13 protein-coding genes are annotated in these 15,942 nt (G+C 42.0%); 8 read left to right on the forward strand and 5 right to left on the reverse strand.

Annotation, left to right across the window (positions count from 1 at the left end; all coding sequences use genetic code 11):
- Positions 1 to 30 precede the first annotated feature (30 nt).
- Positions 31 to 1,182 (reverse strand): hypothetical protein, encoded by a 1,152-nt coding sequence (locus EHW67_RS14000; protein ID WP_126163014.1) that lies wholly within the window; start codon positions 1,180 to 1,182, stop codon positions 31 to 33.
- A 550-nt stretch (positions 1,183 to 1,732) separates the two neighbouring features.
- Here EHW67_RS14000 and EHW67_RS14005 point away from each other — a divergent pair.
- From EHW67_RS14005 to EHW67_RS14040, 8 genes are all read left to right on the forward strand, one after another.
- The gene (locus EHW67_RS14005; RefSeq protein WP_126163015.1) at positions 1,733 to 2,179 is read left to right on the forward strand and encodes a hypothetical protein; all 447 of its coding nucleotides are present in this window, start codon (positions 1,733 to 1,735) and stop codon (positions 2,177 to 2,179) included.
- 79 nt (positions 2,180 to 2,258) lie between these two features.
- Positions 2,259 to 2,699: a hypothetical protein gene (locus tag EHW67_RS14010; RefSeq protein WP_126163016.1), complete on the forward strand. Its 441-nt coding sequence runs from the start codon at positions 2,259 to 2,261 to the stop codon at positions 2,697 to 2,699.
- Between the two features lie 200 nt (positions 2,700 to 2,899).
- On the forward strand, positions 2,900 to 2,989 hold the full coding sequence (locus EHW67_RS21020; RefSeq protein ID WP_126163192.1) for a DUF2200 family protein: 90 nt from the start codon (positions 2,900 to 2,902) through the stop codon (positions 2,987 to 2,989).
- Between the two features lie 239 nt (positions 2,990 to 3,228).
- Positions 3,229 to 3,792, forward strand: coding sequence for a TetR/AcrR family transcriptional regulator (locus EHW67_RS14020; RefSeq protein WP_126163017.1), 564 nt, complete (start codon positions 3,229 to 3,231; stop codon positions 3,790 to 3,792).
- A 69-nt stretch (positions 3,793 to 3,861) separates the two neighbouring features.
- Positions 3,862 to 4,428 carry a carboxymuconolactone decarboxylase family protein gene (locus EHW67_RS14025; RefSeq protein ID WP_126163018.1) on the forward strand — a complete coding sequence of 189 codons (567 nt, stop codon included), beginning with the start codon at positions 3,862 to 3,864 and terminating at the stop codon, positions 4,426 to 4,428.
- Positions 4,429 to 4,756: 328 nt separating this feature from the next.
- A complete protein-coding gene (locus EHW67_RS14030) occupies positions 4,757 to 4,990 on the forward strand; it encodes a thioredoxin domain-containing protein (RefSeq protein WP_126163019.1) in 234 nt (77 codons plus the stop codon).
- A 139-nt stretch (positions 4,991 to 5,129) separates the two neighbouring features.
- Positions 5,130 to 5,741 (forward strand): MarR family winged helix-turn-helix transcriptional regulator, encoded by a 612-nt coding sequence (locus EHW67_RS14035; protein WP_126163020.1) that lies wholly within the window; start codon positions 5,130 to 5,132, stop codon positions 5,739 to 5,741.
- A gap of 174 nt (positions 5,742 to 5,915) precedes the next feature.
- Positions 5,916 to 8,294, forward strand: a complete 2,379-nt coding sequence (locus tag EHW67_RS14040; RefSeq protein WP_126163021.1) for a prolyl oligopeptidase family serine peptidase — start codon at positions 5,916 to 5,918, stop codon at positions 8,292 to 8,294.
- A gap of 322 nt (positions 8,295 to 8,616) precedes the next feature.
- Here EHW67_RS14040 and EHW67_RS14045 read toward each other — a convergent pair whose 3' ends face one another.
- The 4 genes from EHW67_RS14045 to EHW67_RS14060 all read right to left on the reverse strand — a co-directional run bounded on the left by EHW67_RS14045 (position 8,617) and on the right by EHW67_RS14060 (position 15,755).
- The gene (locus tag EHW67_RS14045; RefSeq protein ID WP_126163022.1) at positions 8,617 to 9,729 is read right to left on the reverse strand and encodes a glycoside hydrolase family 16 protein; all 1,113 of its coding nucleotides are present in this window, start codon (positions 9,727 to 9,729) and stop codon (positions 8,617 to 8,619) included.
- A 248-nt stretch (positions 9,730 to 9,977) separates the two neighbouring features.
- A complete protein-coding gene (locus EHW67_RS14050; RefSeq protein WP_126163023.1) occupies positions 9,978 to 10,781 on the reverse strand; it encodes a hypothetical protein in 804 nt (267 codons plus the stop codon).
- 29 nt (positions 10,782 to 10,810) lie between these two features.
- Positions 10,811 to 12,526, reverse strand: coding sequence for a RagB/SusD family nutrient uptake outer membrane protein (locus EHW67_RS14055; protein WP_238389947.1), 1,716 nt, complete (start codon positions 12,524 to 12,526; stop codon positions 10,811 to 10,813).
- A 13-nt stretch (positions 12,527 to 12,539) separates the two neighbouring features.
- The gene (locus tag EHW67_RS14060) at positions 12,540 to 15,755 is read right to left on the reverse strand and encodes a SusC/RagA family TonB-linked outer membrane protein (RefSeq protein WP_126163024.1); all 3,216 of its coding nucleotides are present in this window, start codon (positions 15,753 to 15,755) and stop codon (positions 12,540 to 12,542) included.
- Positions 15,756 to 15,942 lie beyond the last annotated feature (187 nt).

The raw sequence follows: 15,942 nt of genomic DNA on the forward strand, positions 1-15,942 counted from the left end.
TTCTAAATGCGTAAAAAATATGTATAAAAGCTAAAAATAGTAGCCAATATTAATGTTGAACCTTGCTTCCCATTTGGCATCCAGATTGCCTACAGAGAAATCGTCCACAAAATTTCCGCCCAACCAGGAATGATTATATCCTGCGGCATAGTCAAAATAAGTATAAACATTTCCGGCAGAAACCAAAAATCCGGTTACGTTCATATATGAATCGGTGAATCCGGAAGCTTTTTTCTGCATAAAGCCAAAATCATTATAAAACTGTAAATTGGTAATCGGCCCCCATGCTACGCCAACATTTTTAGTAATTGCCAAAGAATACATGTTAAAATCGGAAGCCACTTTATAAGGTGTCCCATAAGCCGCCATGGTAATGGCATCCCTGGACGTCCCCTCTGCATTCTCAGGATTGTGCGAAGCCACTATAAATTGGGCCTTCCCATTCCATGTTCCATGCGTAATTTCATAGTGGGCGGCAAATGCAGCATGATCTCCCATTTCTTGGGTATCTAAGTTATACAGTCCGCCATATTCCAAGGAAAAACCCAATCTACTGGCAGCTTCCTCTCCAAATTTGTAGATAAATTTTCCGTTGAACTGATTTACTTCTTTGTTCCTACCTGTGATATCATAGGAATAGCGGTTGGGGGAAGTTTCAGTATTGTTGCCGAATCTCAATTCCTCCGCATTTTTGAAAAATGCCAGCTGATATTCAAACTTTTCCCCTGTATGCAAGTACTTCACCCCCATATCGTGGTCATCTTCCATTCCTACATAATAGGATAGGTTAAAAAACCAGTTATGGGAATTGTACTGTTGAATTCCAAAAGGAACCTGTGTTAAGCCAATATGAATTTGATCTACTTCATTGAAATTGTATCCTACCCACCCCTGCTTTAGAAATCCCCCTCCAAACCCTTCTGCATATAATCTGTATTCGGCATTAAGAAACACTTCCTTATAAGCTGCTTCAGCATTAATCCGAAACATATCATAACCAAAATCCCCACCGCGATTTTTCTGACCTTCCTTCCATGAAGAGAGATTATAATTAAAACGTAAGGCCCCTCCAATTTTGAGTTCCGGACTGTCCTGCGCCTTTACAGCTGAAGTCAGTAGAAATACCAAGGACACAAGACCAAAAGCCGAAGAAAACCGTAAACAAGTAATTTTTTGAATCATAGATGCAATTTTGACAATCTAATAATTTTTTAATAACACAAAAATCTGCGGTCCTAAAAATATCCTTATACCAAGTCACTGATACCTCCTTGAAAATGCGACGCTCCATTACATCGGAAAAAAATCCATGGAGCAACTAAAAATCACTCCTGTCTCCATTTTGGACGCCCGCCTGATCAGCAAGGGCAGACCTGCCCATGAGGTATAAAATATGAGCAATCCTTTTTGTTGGCGTATAAATACCCCCCACTAAACCCTAGCATTCCAAAAGGTCCCTGACCAAATGCCCAGAACTTTTACAAAGGTGCAGCATAAATATTCTCCATTACAATTTATTAGGACTGCTTTACCACACCTAGCAGTCCTGTGAAACGAATGGACATCGTTAGTTTTACAAACCCCATAAGAAACTGCATACAGCTATAAAAAAATTAATGTAACTTTAGCTTAATTATTCCCCCCATTGTTATTGGCCAAGTATTACACTCTTAGTGCGAGCCCCTAAACGGACATGCCCCAAACAGTACCAATTATTAGAAAATAAGTAAAAATGAGGACATTTATGTATTCGGCAGTATTCTTTTTTGTTTTGGCATCGGTCAGCTGCCAGTCAACTCCCGACTTTATTAAAGTGGAGGAATCTAAATTGGATATGGATAAAATTACATCCATAAAGCAATTGGGCCATGAGATACTCACCGCCCAAAAAAATAATGGTCATTATAGTTTAACAAAAAAACAAGCTACTACCCAAATGGTAGAAGGGCTGAACGAGTCCGTTCAAAAAGCATCCTATAAAAAAATTAAAAGTCTTTTTGGCGACTATAGAGACCTTCAATTTAAATCCCTGCTGCGCGGCCTTAGTGGCGAAAAATATTTGATTTACAGGTTTAAGGGATATTTTGAGACCGATACGGACATTGAAGTGCGAATGGTATTCACTGAAGAGGAAAAATTAGCGGGATTTTTTATAAAACCCTGGAATGAAAGCCTATAAGTATGCACTCCTTAAGCCACCGCATCCTTTTCCGATGTTGGTCTACTCACATAAATGGCAACCCTAAGCATTGGATTAAATGAACTGTTCCCTTTACAAACCACACCTGATTTTTTTACCCAGTATTCCCATTATTCTGACTTATGGAGCGTTACTGGGCAACGAGGTTTGGGACCTTAATATTTACGATACCTATTATGTTATTCGGTATACCGATCTATCCTATATGCTGTCCTTCCTGTTCGGCTGCATTGGACTGGGGTATTGGATCATGGAAAAATACAACAAAAAGCTATCTACATGGCTGAGCATCATTCACACAGCTTTGAGCATTGGCGGAATTTTACTTGTAATGTTTTTGGCTCAATTTTATAGGGGACCTATAAGGGAGTATGAGTTCAACAGCCTGCTTAGCTCACTTATTTCCGTGATTTGCTTTATTATCATTTTAGCCCAAGTTATTTTTCCGATCAATATACTATACGGACTTACCAAAAATAAAAACCATAATAGTAGCTGATAACTGCAGTAGGTACATGACAAATGTAAAGACAATTACATCCCCTAAGAAAAGCAAAAACAGCTCCCGCCCGATTATTGGGGGCATCAACCAAGAACAACAGCCTACAACCTTCCTTAAAATAAAATATAACATTCTTTAATAACGCAAGTCCAAACCCTAATTCCCGTTTGATTGATGAGGGCATTTGAGCTTATGGGATAGAAGAAATTATAAACCCCATTAGGAAACAAGTCAAGTGTTTGGATAAGATGGTCATTGAATTGGCAAAAGACCGAAAAATGGAATAAATTTTAAGGCATACCTAAAAGTCTGTAGGGCAAAAAAGTTAGGAAGCATTTGTACTGCCCGATCATATATTAAACAAAAATACAAGGGTATTGTTTAGCAGCTCCAAGGCCACCTATAAGTGAATTGCCTTATAAAATAACACTTTTCGTTACTTTCAGCCCTCCGATTGCCAAATAATTCTTAAATCATTTTGCCGTTTCAAAGCAACTGCTTAGTTTTGTTGCGTAGTTTAGAAGCAATGGCTAGAAAAAAACAATATAATGAACAAGAAGTAATAGACAAGGCCATGGCCCTTTTCTGGAGAAATGGCTATGAGGCCACTTCTGTTCGTATGTTGGAAAAGGAAATGGGCATTAACCAATTTTCCATCTATGCTAGTTTTGGCAGCAAGCACGGGGTATTTCTAGAAAGCATCAATACCTATAAAAAAAGGATAAAATGCATTACCGATAAATTGCAGGCATCCCAAAACGGGAAAGAAGGAATTAAACAGTACTTCTATGACTTTCTAAAATTTGCCCGTGAAAATAATGTAAACAAAGGCTGTCTGGTTACCAATACCGTAAATGAAATTAAGAAGGAATCAGATCCAGTTTTAATGGAAGAATTATCAAAATTTGCGGATGGCATCAAACAACTGTTCCTTAACAACCTATTGCAGGACCCAAACAAAAACCCCCAATTGGCAAAAAAACAGGCCAACTACCTTATGAACTGCATTTTGGGCATATCGGTAGCCTCCAAGGTTTTTAAGCAAAGTGAGCTAGACGATATAATCGAAATTACCTTTATGAACATCTAACATTTTTTTTAACCCTAAACTAAGCAGTTGCTTAGATATATTTTAAATTAATCCTTAAATACAATAACGATGAGTACATTAACAAATCACAGCATTGAATCTGCACCGGCAGAAAGCAAGCCCCTATTGGAGAGTTCCCTTAAAGCTTGGGGCAGTATCCCTAACCTTCACGGTGTATTGGCCGGATCCCCAGGCCTATTGAAAGCCTATCAGGACTTACACCAACTATTCCAAAATACTTCCTTTGACGCGGAAGAACTTACGGTAGTTTGGCAAACCATTAATGTGGAGCACGAATGCCACTACTGTGTTCCCGCACATACTGCCATTGCCAAAATGATGAAAGTAGACGATAGCATTACAGAGGCCTTGCGCAACAAAAAGCCAATGCCTACAAGCAAATTGCAGGCCTTGCACCAAACTACCCTTTCTATAGTTCGGAACAGGGGCAATATAAAAGAAGAGGACATACAGGCGTTTTACGCCGCTGGATATGGAGAGCGACAATTGCTTGAAATTATCCTAGGACTTTCACAAAAAGTAATAAGCAACTACGTAAACCATATTGCCAAAACCCCTGTGGACAAACCCTTTGAAAAGTACGCCTGGAATGGCCAAGAAGTGGCTGCGCAATAAGCAAAGCTCTAAAGGAACGCTAAAAAACCTCCTGCCGCTTGGCAGGAGGTTTTTTATGGAAAAATATTAAAATCCATCATATATATGGATCAACAGACAACGTAAGCTACGTAAGTACATTACAAATTAAGATGACGTGATAACGGCAACCAGTTACTGAATGGTAAGGCTATCATAGCAACATTCTTATAGCACAATGCCCAAAAAAGTGTAATTGTTATCCCATTACACACTGGACTCCAAAAAAATTAACACTTAACATTCCATTTAGTTAGGATTCCTTACTATATTTGTATGGCAATAGTGCAATAACCTAAAAATATAAACAATGAAAAAATCGGTTTTTTATCACGCTGGCTGTCCTGTTTGTGTCAGTGCAGAACATGACATCCTGGAACTTATCGGAGAACAAAATGTAGAGATTGTACATTTTGGAAACAACAAATCACGAATCCCAGAGGCAGAAAAAGCTGGGGTTAAATCTGTTCCTGCCCTAGTTACCCCAAACGGCAATGTATTGCACATTAATTATGGTGCTTCCATGGCCGATGTAAAAGCTTAACTTTTTTTATTTTATCTTGTTAGGACTCCTAATTTTTAAGGTCCCGGATTACACCAATACACTAAGGCAGGAAAAAATGCCTTACCTATAATTAGGATTACTAACTTTGCCTGTCGGGCAAATCCCGACAGGCTTTTATATGAACAAGAGTATTTTTAACCCAGAACATCAAGAATCGGACATTTCCAGTAAAATTGTTGCAGGTCTCCAACGGATATCGGAAGCGTTCAAGGTATTGTTATGGGACAAAGCAAAAAACCTGGGATTGAGCCCCATCCAGATACAGATCCTACTATTTGTGGCTTATCACAAATCAGATCTTTGTAACGTAAGTCACCTTGCCAAGGAATTTAATGTTACCAAACCTACCATTAGTGATGCCATAAGGGTTATGGACAAAAAAGGCTTGATCAGCAAACAATACTCCTCCAGTGATAGTAGGAGTTATTCCATAGGCCTGTCCCCACAAGGCCAACGTATAATTGATGAAACTGCCGATTTTGCCAATCCCCTACAGACTCAGCTCCAAACCACCAATCAAGAGGAATTGGAACTGCTCTTTGGCACCTTGAGCAAGCTTATCTACCAATTGAACAGAAGTGGTATTCTAAACGTACAACGCAGTTGTTATGGTTGTAAATTCTACAGCAAGCAGGGAGATCAAGACTTTTGCAAGCTGCTCAACAAGGAATTGCTAAATACGGATATTCGATTGGACTGCCCGGAATTTGAAGAAAGGAAAACCAGCTAAGCCAACCCGCTACCACAGCGCTTGCCTAAAAATAATTTTTTACCATACCCTAAAACAGCTGTATCTAATCCTGTATAAGGTTGTGATATTTACACAGAATTAGGATATTTACCCTTTCCTTTCTTTCTTAGAAAACGGGAATACCTAAGGCTATTAGCATATTAATAAAAGAACATGAAGAACATTTGGCTATTGTGCGGCACCATACTATTGTGCCTTACCTCCTCCCTTGCCCAGCAGGGAAACAAATCTAACTTATCTATCAAAGAAATTATGCAGGGTCCCAACTTTGTTGGTCACCTGCCTTCAAATCCCCAATGGTCCTTGGACAGCCAAACCCTATATTTTGATTGGAACCCTGAACAGGCACATAGCGACTCCCTATACGCCTACCCTCTAAAATTGGCCAAGACAATAAAGACCAATTTTAAGACGTCCTATTCCCTACCAAATCCCAACGGAGTATATAACCAGGACAGAACATTAAAAATATATGCCAAAAGGGGAGACATCTATATGGTGAACCTTAAGACCCACCGCATCACCCAGATTACCCATACCGAAGCATACGAAAGTGCCCCCCATTTTACGGACAACGGCAGCAAAGTAGCCTATCAGAAAGACAATAACCTTTATACCTGGGACATTGCCACCGGAAGTACGGTACAGCTCACTAAAATTAAATTGGACAAAACCGATAAGAAAAAAAGTCCCAAAAACGAATGGCTATACCAAGACCAATTAGGTTTATTTAACGTACTGCGTAGCCGAAAAGAAAAAAAAGACGCTACTGCGGAAATGAAGAAACGATTGGAAAATATGGGTCCATTGCCCATTGATCCCAAGGGCACATCTATTTCCAACCTAAGCATTGGCCCCAATGGAAAATACATTACCTACCTAAGTACAAAGTCGCCCAAAGCTAAGGAGGGCACCATTGTACCCCACTACGTTACAAAATCTGGTTATACCGAAAATCAACAAACCCGATCCAAGGTAGGCAACGAACCCAATGAATACAAAATGTTTGTTTATGACGTACATAACAAAAAGGTGTATCCAGTGGTCTTGGACAGTTTGGAAGGCCTGGATTACGTTCCGGAATATACCAAGGACTACCCGGACAAAACCTATGAAAATAAAAACAGACTAGGCTATATTAACGGCCCCATGTGGAGTGAGGACGGGAAATATGCCGTATTGGACATCAATAGCAACGATTACAAGGACCGATGGATAGTACTCTTTGACCCTGAGAGCGGTACGGTTTCTACCTTGGACCGGCAGCATGACGAAGCTTGGATTGCGGGTCCCGGCATTGGCGGTTATAGAGGGGGTGAAATGGGTTGGATGCCCGATGGAAAAAGCATTTGGTACCAATCTGAAAAAACGGGATATTCACATTTGTACCTACAGGATGTAATGACCAAAAAAACCAAAGCACTTACATCTGGTGAATTTGAGATCTACAATCCGCAAATCTCCAAGGATAAGAAACGTTGGTATTTCACGGCCAATAAAAATCATCCTGGTGACCGACAGTTTTATAGTATGCCCCTTGGCGGTGGAAAAATGCAACAGCTGACCCAGATGACAGGGGGTAACGAGGTTACCCTTTCTCCTGACGAACGTAAAATGGCCATACTGCATTCGTACAGTAACAAACCAACAGAGCTTTACCTTCAGGACAATCCCATATGGAAGAAATCCAAAGCCGTTGCGAAGCAAATTACCTATTCCACAACAAAAGAATTTAAGAACTATCCATGGCGCGATCCGGAATATATCACCTTTAAAGCCCAGGATGGCAAAGCGGTACATGCACGACTCTATCAACCCAGTACCGCAGTAAAAAATAAGGCGGCCGTAATATTTGTACATGGTGCCGGATACTTGCAAAATGCCCATAAGTGGTGGAGCACCTATTTTAGGGAATATATGTTTCACAACCTCCTAGTAGACAATGGCTATACCGTACTGGATATAGATTATAGGGGCAGTGCCGGCTACGGAAGGGATTGGCGTACAGGTATCTACAGACATATGGGAGGAAAAGACCTTTCCGATCAGGTAGACGGAGCGGCCTATCTAGTAAAGGAATTGGGAATAAACCCAGATAAAATAGGTATCTATGGGGGCTCCTATGGCGGGTTTATTACCCTCATGGGCATGTTTACGGCACCTGAAACCTTTAAAGCAGGTGCTGCCATCCGGTCGGTGGGCGACTGGGCAGCCTATAACCATGGCTATACCGCACGGATATTAAATACCCCGGTCACCGACAGCCTGGCCTACCGCAGAAGTTCTCCCATATATTTTGCAGACGGACTCAAAGGAGATTTGTTGATCCTGCACGGCATGGTAGATGACAACGTGCATTTTCAGGACATGGTACGCTTGTCCCAACGCCTGATAGAACTGGAAAAACACAATTGGGAAATGGCCGTGTACCCCGTAGAAAGACATGGGTTTGTAGAACCCAGTAGTTGGACAGATGAATACACCCGTATCTTTAAACTGTTCCAGCAAAGTTTGCTGGATAAAAGGTATTAAACCTCAGGGCAAGCCCTGAACCCAATAATAGGAATCGACCCTAGGGTCGAGGTATTGAACCTAGATCCCGCCGAAAAAGGCGGGAATGGTTCAACTTTCAATTTTCAGTGCGCCTTACTGAATTCTCAAAATTGAGTTTCACTAATAAAAAGTAGGGTTTCCCTTAGATTACCATTACTCAGTTATGGACCACTGGGACCATTGCCCCCTAAATACGACTGCGGGGCAATACAGATAATAACATCATATACCCCTTATCCAAGTAGGTCCCCGTAATGACCAGCCAAAAGTATAGGAGCTTTTTGTACCATATGGTTTGGAACTATTGATACACCCTTACATAATCAACCTCCATGGAGGAAGTCTTAAAATTAGGGTCAACTCCAAACCAGTCACCGCCCATGGCCACATTTAAAATTAAAAACTGATCCCTTGTAAATGGCCAGGTATCACTGTTTTTAATAGCCGGGTTATAGGTGTAAACATGCTCCCCATCTATTATAAAATTAAGAGCCTCCTTAGTCCATTCTACGGCATAAACATGAAACTCCGTATCATAGTCGGCAATTATTGTGGTGCCCACTGATGTATCCGGGCAACCCCCTGAACAGGATGGCGTATGGGTAGCACTGGATATTTTCCCCGCTTCATGCCCCCAATGCTCCATAATATCTATTTCCCCACATGCAGGCCAACCTACTGTTTCTATGTTGGACCCCAACATCCATATGGCCGGCCATGTACCATGACCCTTGGGAAGCTTGGCCCTTACCTCTACCCTGCCATAAGTGAAGCTAAAAAGCGAATTTAATCTGGCAGATGTGTATTCCTTGGTAGTCCCCTGCGTGGTGAATTCCTCCTTTTTTGCAACAATCTTTAGGGTCCCTTCCGAAACATAGGCATTGTCCAGCCTATTGGTATAGTGCTGTAATTCCCCATTCCACCAACTACCGTTATTGGGTGCAAAGGTTTCCAACTTCCAGTTTTCCTTGGAGACTGCACCCTCCACATCAAACTCATCGGACCATACCAGCTGGGCCTCATAACTGTCCACAAATACCCTCACCGTTTTGGTGAGCTCAATTGAATGGCCGGTACCGGAATAGGCCATGACCCTTAAATTGTGATCATGGCTGCCCTCCTCTTTAAATATATAACTAAACTTACCATCTGCAGCTATTATCTCATTGGTACCACCATCTACAACAAGACCATATGTCACGGCATCACTTGCCGTGGCAATAATCTGTACCTCTCCGGTACCAAAGCCATTGGGATTATCTTCATCACTCCCCATAACCTCAACCGATACACTAAGGTCTGAGGGCAGAACCATCTCCTTGTCCATATCGGTATACGAAAAAGTATCCGCTTCATTATTGCCTCCACATGAGATGGAGGTGATTATCAAAAGTCCTATTATCCAATGCATCATTTGTATTTTCAAATTAATTGTAATTCTTTATGAGTCTTAAACAAAAAGCCTTGCCAACATTAACCTAATATCGGCAAGGCATTAAAGAAACTAAACTAACCAACTGAAACAAGCTTGTTTTGTACATCTGATCGTACAAAATGAGATGATGTCCTTGTTAGCTGTACTATTTTCCAAAGTAGCTTGGTTACACCACTTCTCTTAGTGCAACTACATTATCCCACAAGAATCTAGACTCATTCGGCAAATTATTCCGGTCTAAAAATCCATGTCCAACCGGTACCCCCGTCATTATTGTCCAAATAAAGCACCAATTCATCTTCCGTCAACGAAATAATAGTATATAGTCCGTCTGGATTTCCCCTAGGGGATTCGGCTCCCAAAATATTGGAATTATTGATCTTTAGGGTCTGATTTGCAACATCCAATACAAAACTCCCCGTTTCCGGTGTTGCATCAGGACTGGAGTAGTAGGTGAAATTTGCGCCTCCATCCAGATCAAATTTCATTTTTCCACTAGCATCCGCGGGAGGACAGCAATCTCCTGCCGCATTCCACCACGCAGTGGTCCAGGACGCAGGATCGTTGGGGGGCGACATATACCACCATCTTCCACCATCAGGTGAGGGCCCTCCATTAAAAACCCAGGTTTTACCTGCTGACGTATCCTCGCTCACCAGATCATACCAATCCTGATCCAAGGCACTGTCCAACTGATCGATCTGTACATCTATGGTCTTGGTAAAAAATTCCGCTCCAAGGGTTCCGGTAAAGGTAAAGGTAGCGGTACCGGGAATAGGATATACAAATTCCACCTTATCCGTGAAAGCCCTGCCCAGATTATAATCCCAATAACCTGTGACCCCGGGGGTGGCCATATTGAGTTCAATTTTGTTACCACCGGCTGTACTTTGTGTGGCCACCAACTCTACTCCGGCAACATCTGTGGAATTCTCCAAATAATCCCTATCCTCTATAGGCTCACAACTTGCCGTAACCAGGAATAGCGAAGCTATGACCCATCCTAAAATTATTATTCTATTATTTTTCATATGTCTATGTTTTTTTGAATTCAATTATACTACCAGCCCGGGTTTTGTTCGTATACGCCACCAGACAATCTAATCTCTGTTTCTGGAACGGGCACCAAACCTTTGGTTTCCGGACGATAGTTTACTTTGTATACGCCATCAATACCAGAATTGTTAACATTGATACTATCATCAAAGGCGGTTTCTACATCTCCCCATCTAACCAAATCGAACCACCGCAATCCTTCAAAAGCAAATTCGTGCAAACGCTCTTCCTTTAAAGCTTCCAGTGAGTATCCTATTTCCCCTAGACCGGCCCTTACACGAACCCTGTTTAGACCAGTAGCTGTTCCCGAAATTTCGGAATGCATCAATAAAACATCGGCAAAACGCATTAGGATAAAATCTTGGGCGGCCCACAGCTGCATAGGATCCCCGTTGTTCATATCATATAAAAAGTAAAACATACCCTTTACCCCATCCACACCATCTGGGTCTTCATGTTGTACCGTAGTGTACTTCTTATTAAAAAAGCCGGTCTCATGGTCTCCTTTGTCCCCTTCGTACCCATCGGTTCCTTGATCGGCATTGCCAAGTTCCAAAATAGATCCCTGCTTTCTTTCATCTGCGTCGTCCCATTGGTTCCAAAGCTTTGGGTTTACCGTACCCCAGCCCCAACCTTGTCCGAAAGGAACCATTGAGTTGTCCCTAATTCCAAAAAACAAGGGCATTCTGTTATTATATTTTTGGCCTTCACCCCAACTGGTGGTAGAATATCTCAGTGCAAACATAGTTTCGGTATTTCCCGTTCCAAAAGTGGGGGAATGACCGTCTTGTCCCACCCAGGACAAACCTTCTGTTTCTGCCCAAGGCAGCACAGTGGTTCCCGCGCTCTGGTTTACATAGGAATAAGGCCATAGATTCCTGAAATCCGCTGCCAACCCATAACCACTATTATTGATACAATCATCCAAATAGGCAAGAATATTGTTTTGGGACAGGGAGCCTCCATCAGCCAAAGGCAGATCGGAAGTGGACTGCCCCTCTATATTGCTCATATATCCCGTATAGAACAGGTAAGCCTTAGCTATATAGGCCTCTGCCACCCATTTATTGGCATGACCATATCTGGATGTTGGGATATTATTAAAATTGGTAGATGGCATGGTCTCTATTGCCACTTTAAAATCTGAGGCAATTTGGGCAAAGGTTTCCGTAAAAGAAGCCCTTGGTGCGTCCCTTGGATCATTTATGGCAAGTATCAAAGGCATGCCACCAAAGAATTTAGCCGCCCGAAAATAGAAGAACCCCCTCATAAAATAAGCCTCCCCAATGGTCTGGGCCTTAAAAGCCACTGCCTCCTCAGGGGTATCAAAGAAGGCGCTAAAATCTACCTCCTCAACCTTCTCTATAATGGTATTTGCCCTGGTAACCCCATTATAGGTTTCTACCCAAAGATCACGATAGGTATCTTCTTCAGGGTCCTGAAAATTATCCACATTTTTGGCCGACTTATCATCGGGACCACCTCCTGCCAACATCATGTCGGACAACAAGTTTGCCGCAATGCCCTCATCACTGTGTACACCATCTGTATACAAGGCATTATATACCCCAGACATGGCCTCTTCAATATCCTGTGGACTTGAGTAGAAATTGTCTAAACTTTTTTCGTATAGGTTTTCCGTGTCCAAAAAATTCTCGCTGCAACTGCTAGTAAGCACTAAAGCTGCAATGCATATATTATATACTAGTTTTTTCATCATCTACTTTTTTTTATTAAAAATCAACGCTAAATCCAAACATTACAGTTCTAGGCAAGGGGTACAGACCAAGGTCTATACCGGAAGCCCAACCCGCATCATGACCAAAAGAAACCTCAGGATCCATACCTTGGAAATTGGTAAAGGTGTATAGGTTGTTGATTGCTCCGTAAATTTTAATATCCGAGATAAATTTAAGGTCCTTAATATACTCGCCCAATTTAAATCCAACCGTTAAATTGTTGATCCTTAAATAGTCTGCATCCTGCATATAGATATCAGAAATCCAATTGGTATTCCTATTGGAAACAGAACTTAATCTGGGCAGGGTATTGGAAGTTCCAGCACCATGCCAGCGACCAAATATTTCTGTGGTATAGTTTTGATCAAAGCGGTCTGCAAAAGACCTGTAAGACTGCATCACCTGCATTCCGTACTTACCGGATAGGGTAACATTGGCATAGAATCCCTTATACTCCGCATTAAGCTGAATACCCAATTCGAAATCCGGATTGGGGTTCCCCAACATTTTTTTATCGTTCTCATCTATAACACCATCTGCATTCTGGTCTACAAACCTAACATCACCTGGACGTTGATCGCTAAAGTATGGGGTACCATCCGTTGGCTTTACATAGGCGTCCACCTCTTCCTGGGTCTGTAAGATTCCATCGGTTTCATAGCCATAAAAGAAGCCTATAGCTTTTCCTACTTCCGCTCTGGAAACCGAAGCGGTACCCTGTGACAATACTGAACTTGGCCCCTGAATTATACCATCAGAATTGGCAATTTTGGTGATTTCGTTCTTATTAAAGGCCCCACTTATGGTAGCTCCATATTTAAAATCGCCAATATCATCGTTCCAGGACAGCATTAACTCGTAACCGGTATTCTCTATATCACCTCCGTTTATGTAAGGCGCTCCTGCTCCGGATGTACCTTGTATAGGCGCTACCACTAACCAGTCTTTGGTAATTTTCTTATACCAGTCTGCGGTAAAATTAAGTCTGGAGTTAAAGAACCTAGTGTCCAAACCAAAATTTAATTGTTCCGAGGTTTCCCAAGTTACATCAGGATTGGTAACCCTTGCTGGTACAGCAGTGGGTCCGGAAATAGGTTTGGTATCTCCAAAATAATAGCCAGGATTAAGGTAGGCTATATTGGAACTGTATATAAAATTGTCAATGGACTGGTTTCCGTTCTGTCCCCAACTTGCCCTTAACTTGGCAAAGTCCAACACACCATTTCCTTCTCCCATAAAATCCTCTTGGGTAAGGATCCATCCTGCAGATACAGATGGGAAATACCCCCACCTATTGCCTTCTGCAAAATTGGAAGAACCATCGGCCCTCATGGTAGCAGACAACAGGTACTTCTCCTTGTAGTCATATTGTGCTCTTGCAATATAGGATAACAATCCACCTCCACCAGCGGCCCAATCCACACCATAGGTATCAATAGAGTTTACGTCGGTCTTGTCCACATTGTTCAAAAAAGCATATTCCGGCAATCCAAATCTAGAATTGGCCATACTACCCCCTACCGAATTGTTGATCTGATTTTTAAAGACCTCATTACCAATCAAGGCATTTATCTTATGATCGCCAAAAACACGCTCATAGGATAAGGTATTGGTCCAGGTTAAATTGGCCCCTAAATATTGGTATTGGGACACCCCATCATTGGCATTGCTAAACAAGACGCCCAAGGCGTAGGTAGGAGTCCATGACCGCCCATGGCCAAACCATGAATCCAATCCGTAGGACGACCTAAATTTTAAGTCCTTTACCGGCTCCAATTCCAAATAAACATTTCCTACAATAGAATTGTCCTTGTTCCCCAAATTACTGTAGTTATGTCTGTAGAACATCACCGCTAGCGGATTGGTCTGATCGTTGGCCAAACCGTCCAAAGTTGGGGTAAAGCCATTTGCATCCGGGGATTTGTCCCAATAAGCGGGCATTAACGGATTTTGAACCAAGGCATTGTGAAGGTCGTTCCAGTAAATATTCCCTGTTGCCACACTTCTGTTTTCCTTGTTGGTATAGGTAAAGTTCTCACCTACGGTCAATATACTATGGTCCTCATTTTTAAACAGCACAAACTCGGTGTTCATCCGGGCGGTAAGCCTTTTAAAACCGGCATCGGTAATATTGCCTCCTATTATCCCTGTCTGGTCCAAATAAGAAACACCAAAGGAAAAGGTACTGTTTTCTCCACCTCCTGTAATATTAACGGAGTGACTTGAAATGGGGGCGTTTTTGGTCGTCATTTCATCTATCCAATTGGTACCTTCCCAACCATTTTGCAGCATATTCCAAATGTCCGTACCCAATTCAGTGCCCAAATTGTTAGGGTAATTGTTGTTGAGCCAATTGTTATTTTGCAATATAGCCTGCCAATCGTTTGGCTCCAATCCGTCATTTACCCTACCCTCGTCCATGATATACATGTACTCTTGGGCATTTAAAGGGCTTACGTTCTTGTATATATTTTGAAATCCATAATAGGTATCGTATTGCACCCTGGCAGGACTTCCTTTTCTTCCCTTATGGGTAGTCACCAACACCACCCCATTGGCAGCCCTGGAACCATAGATCGCCGCCGAGGCGGCATCCTTTAGGACATCGATCGATTCAATATCCGAACCGTTTAAATAATCAATATTGCCCACGGCCACACCATCTACAATGTAGAGCGGACTGGAATTACCTATAGTCCCCAGACCACGGATAGTAACCTTGGTACCAGCACCCGGCTGCCCGTTGTTCCTAGTTATACTTACCCCTGGCGCCACTCCTTGCAGTGCCTCCATGGCCGTTGAAGTGTTGAGTTCGGCAATATCTTCTCCCTTTACGTTAAGGTTGGCTCCAGTAGTCAAAGCCTTTTTTTGAACCCCATACCCTACTACTACAACCTCTTCCAAAGACTCATAAGACTCCTCTAGGTTTACATTGATAGTGGTTTGCTGTCCTACGGTGACGGTTTGGCTAACCATTCCTATATAGGTAAAAACCAAACGATCCTCCGGTCCCACATTTCCAATGGAATAATTCCCATCAAAATCCGTGGTGGTCCCATTAACGGTACCTTTAACAACTACCGTTACCCCAGGCAATGGTAAGCCCGACTCATCGGAGACCAGTCCGCTTATGGTCTTGGTTTGCGCAAAGGCATCCTGCGCACAAACCATTACCAAAGTAATAATCAAAAATTTAAACTTTAGCATCATATAAAATAGTTTAGGTTAATTAATCCAGTTTTCATTAGTATAAAATTTTATGTTCCCAGCGCTACCCCATAAGGTTCACGCCACTTGTCTTTTTTAAAGAATAAAAAGGATGACAAAGACCAATAAGCCTACGATGGCTATCAGTAGCAGAATCTCTATCAACTGCCTCCATTTGCACTTTGAATTT

This window comes from Arenibacter aquaticus (assembly GCF_003957295.1).
Taxonomy (GTDB): Bacteria; Bacteroidota; Bacteroidia; order Flavobacteriales; family Flavobacteriaceae; genus Arenibacter; species Arenibacter aquaticus.

Bases quoted from the DNA above. Each gene is read 5' to 3' on its own strand.
- EHW67_RS14020 (WP_126163017.1), top strand. From the start codon at position 3,229: ATGGCTAGAAAAAAACAATATAATGAACAAGAAGTAATAGACAAGGCC.
- EHW67_RS14000 (WP_126163014.1), bottom strand. From the start codon at position 1,182: ATGATTCAAAAAATTACTTGTTTACGGTTTTCTTCGGCTTTTGGTCTT.
- EHW67_RS14040 (WP_126163021.1), top strand. From the start codon at position 5,916: ATGAAGAACATTTGGCTATTGTGCGGCACCATACTATTGTGCCTTACC.
- EHW67_RS14055 (WP_238389947.1), bottom strand. From the start codon at position 12,526: ATGATGAAAAAACTAGTATATAATATATGCATTGCAGCTTTAGTGCTT.
- EHW67_RS14025 (WP_126163018.1), top strand. From the start codon at position 3,862: ATGAGTACATTAACAAATCACAGCATTGAATCTGCACCGGCAGAAAGC.
- EHW67_RS14010 (WP_126163016.1), top strand. From the start codon at position 2,259: ATGAACTGTTCCCTTTACAAACCACACCTGATTTTTTTACCCAGTATT.
- EHW67_RS14060 (WP_126163024.1), bottom strand. From the start codon at position 15,755: ATGATGCTAAAGTTTAAATTTTTGATTATTACTTTGGTAATGGTTTGT.
- EHW67_RS14045 (WP_126163022.1), bottom strand. From the start codon at position 9,729: ATGATGCATTGGATAATAGGACTTTTGATAATCACCTCCATCTCATGT.
- EHW67_RS14050 (WP_126163023.1), bottom strand. From the start codon at position 10,781: ATGAAAAATAATAGAATAATAATTTTAGGATGGGTCATAGCTTCGCTA.
- EHW67_RS14030 (WP_126163019.1), top strand. From the start codon at position 4,757: ATGAAAAAATCGGTTTTTTATCACGCTGGCTGTCCTGTTTGTGTCAGT.
- EHW67_RS14005 (WP_126163015.1), top strand. From the start codon at position 1,733: ATGAGGACATTTATGTATTCGGCAGTATTCTTTTTTGTTTTGGCATCG.
- EHW67_RS14035 (WP_126163020.1), top strand. From the start codon at position 5,130: ATGAACAAGAGTATTTTTAACCCAGAACATCAAGAATCGGACATTTCC.